The following is a 2,764-nucleotide window of genomic DNA, read 5'->3' as shown; positions in this document are numbered from 1 at the left end:
CGGCGGACAATTCCGACACCGGTCTCGTCACAGGAACTCTCGATTCCCATGACGATCACGACAGCACCTCGTCGGGGGTGCGGGCGAAGCCGGCGGGCGTATCGGTGAGCTCGGGCCGCCGCATCGTATAGGCGTCGGCGCCGCTGGGGTGGTAGTAGTTCTTGCGCAATCCGATGATGTGGAACCCGTGTTTGGCGTACAGCGCTATCGCCGCGGCGTTATCGGTACGCACTTCCAGGAACACCGGGCCGCCGCGCCGGCCCGCCTCCGCGAGCAGCGCCTCCAGCAGGACAGTGCCGATACCGGCGCGATGGCACGCCGGGTCGACTCCGATGGTGTGCACCTCGGCCTCGGGGTGTTCGGCGTCACCGAGCAGCGCGATACCCGCGTACCCCACCATCTTCCCGGCGTCGTCACGCGCGGTGATGTAGCGGTTGTACCGGGCCGCCAGTTCGGAGCGGAAGGCCACCGCATGCCACGGATCGTCTTCCGGGAACAGCAGTTGCTCGAGTTCCACGCACCCGTCGATATCGGTCGCCACCATGGGTTCGATGCGAATACCCAACGTTATGCTCCCATCCGGTCGAGGGTGCGGTAGCTGCGTTCCACGGCGTCGGGCCGGCGCAGATACAGCGGAACCAGTGGTTCGGGCGCGGCGCCGGACAGCAGCGCGGCCGCGGCCACGCGGACCAGCCCGGCCGGCGAGGGTGCCCGCGCGTCCAGCGCCGGCAGATCGAACAGCGGAGTGTGGTCCGGGGATCCGGCGATCACCGTCGCACCGGCGGGATCCAGATCGGCCGGTTTACCCACCTCGGGCCCGGCCGTGCGCAGCGCACCGCGTTCGCGATACCGCGCGGAATACACCTCGCGGCGCCGCGCGTCCGTGACGACCAGCAGTTCGTCATCGGGACCGAGCGCGTCCGCGCAGTCGGCCGCGACGGCATCGAGGCTGCATACCCCGTACACCGGGATACCCAGCGCGTCACCGAACGCGGCCGCGGTCGCCATCCCGACCCGCAGGCCGGTGAACGGTCCCGGGCCGATACCGGCGACCACGGCCCCGATATCGGCACGGGCGGCCCCGGCCTCGGCAAGGCATTCCAGGATCAACGGGGTGAGCGCCTCGGCGTGGGCGCGGGCATCGACGCGTACCCGGGCGGCGAGCGTGCGCGGGTGAGCGGCGTCCGATGCGGTCGCACCGGCGGCCACCTGCTCCAGTTCGACCAGCCCCGCCGTGACGGCAGGCGTCGCGGTGTCGACAGCAAGTGCAAGCATGATCTGGTCAACGATACCGGGTGACCTGCCCCACACGGTGGTGGCGCACGGCGCACGGCCGGTGGTCACCGGCGGCGGTGGCCGGCTAGTCGCCGGCGACGGTGTGCACCCACTCCCAAGACGCCCGGCGCACTTCGGATTCCGGTTCGCGCGACATCCGGACCAGCAGATGCCGCCCGGCCAGCCGCTCCACGACGCCGCTGCCCCACTCGACCACCACTACCGCGTCGTCGAGTTCGGTATCCAGGTCGAGCGCGTCGAGTTCGTCCAGGCTGCCGCCGAGCCGATAGGCGTCCACATGTACCAGCGGCACCGGCGGTCCACCCGCGCGCGTGCCCGGCGGATGCCGGCGGGCGATCACGAAGGTCGGGGAGCTGACCCGGCCGCCGACACCCAGCCCGGCGGCGATACCGCGTGTCAGCGCCGTCTTGCCCGCGCCCAGCGGCCCGTCGAGCACCACCAGATCGCCCGCGGCCAGGGTCGCGGCCAGTTCGCGGCCCAGTGCCTCGGTATCGGCGACGGTGGGCAGTTCACGTTCGCCGTGCTCAGCCACCAGTGGCCTCCGAGAGGTCGTCCTCGCCGACCACTCCCGCCCGCACCAGCAGACGGTCCAGGGCCGCATTGGTCTGTTCGGGGTACTGCAGTTGCGGCATATGCGCGCATTCGGTGACCCGCACGAGTTCGCAGTCACCGAGTTCACGTTTCAGCGCCCGGGAATTGCGGAACGGGATCACCAGATCCCGGGTACCGCCGAGCACCAGCGTCGGGATATCGCGTAGCACCGGCAGGGCCGCGGACGCGTCGTGCAATTCGATCGCCTTCAGGAACTTCACCACCGATTCGACCGGCGTGCGGTCGATCATCATGGTGGCGAAACGGGAGAGCGTCGGGCTCACCGGTCCGTGGAACGAACTCACATGCAGGATCGGGGTGATGAGATGCCGGGCGGTCACCCGGCCGGCCTGAACCAGCGCGGGCGCGGTGTGCACGGCCAGCCGGAAACCGTCGATCGCCGGGTTGCGCAGCAACTGGCCGATACCCGCGGAACTCACCTCGGCCGCCGCGGTGGACAGCAGGGCCACCGCCCGCACTCGTTGCGCGAACAGGCCACCGGCATGCGCGGCCGCCGCCAGCACCGCCATACCGCCCAGCGAATGCCCGACGAGGATCAGCGGACCGCGCGGCGCGCGGGCATCGATAACCGTCAGCAGGTCGCGGCCGAGCTGGTCGACGGTGCAGCTCTCGGTCTGCGGTGTCCCCGAACGCCCGTGTCCGCGTAGGTCGAACATCAGCAGCCGCAACCGCGACCCCCACCGTTGCGCCAAGTGGCGCCGCTGGAAATGGAAGGACTCCATACTGTTGCAGAAGCCGTGCACGAAAACGACGGTGGCGTCGGCATCGGCCGAACCCCATTCCCGGGTGGCCAGGCACACACCGTCGTCGGCGATCACCTCACCGGCCCGGTCGAGATCGATCAGGGCGAAGTTCT

At 70.2% G+C, this 2,764-nt stretch carries 4 protein-coding genes; all 4 read right to left on the bottom strand.

Annotation, left to right across the window (positions count from 1 at the left end; all coding sequences use genetic code 11):
- Positions 1–55 precede the first annotated feature (55 nt).
- Positions 56–565, bottom strand: a complete 510-nt coding sequence (rimI, locus tag ACWDU1_RS31335; protein ID WP_450004028.1) for a ribosomal protein S18-alanine N-acetyltransferase — start codon at positions 563–565, stop codon at positions 56–58.
- Between the two features lie 2 nt (positions 566–567).
- Complete coding sequence (gene tsaB, locus ACWDU1_RS31330; protein ID WP_450004026.1) at positions 568–1,275, bottom strand: tRNA (adenosine(37)-N6)-threonylcarbamoyltransferase complex dimerization subunit type 1 TsaB; 708 nt, start codon at positions 1,273–1,275, stop codon at positions 568–570.
- Between the two features lie 85 nt (positions 1,276–1,360).
- The gene (gene tsaE / locus ACWDU1_RS31325) at positions 1,361–1,828 is read right to left on the bottom strand and encodes a tRNA (adenosine(37)-N6)-threonylcarbamoyltransferase complex ATPase subunit type 1 TsaE (protein WP_450004025.1); all 468 of its coding nucleotides are present in this window, start codon (positions 1,826–1,828) and stop codon (positions 1,361–1,363) included.
- A partial coding sequence (locus tag ACWDU1_RS31320) for an alpha/beta fold hydrolase (RefSeq protein WP_450004023.1) occupies positions 1,821–2,764 on the bottom strand: 944 nt, incomplete at its 5' end. The genes tsaE and ACWDU1_RS31320, both read right to left, overlap by 8 nt.

Source organism: Nocardia sp. NPDC003345, from assembly GCF_053589395.1.
This window is presented reverse-complemented; position numbering and strand designations above follow the sequence as displayed.

Excerpts from the sequence above, each read along its gene's own strand:
- tsaB (WP_450004026.1), bottom strand. The coding sequence starts at position 1,275 with ATGCTTGCACTTGCTGTCGACACCGCGACGCCTGCCGTCACGGCGGGG.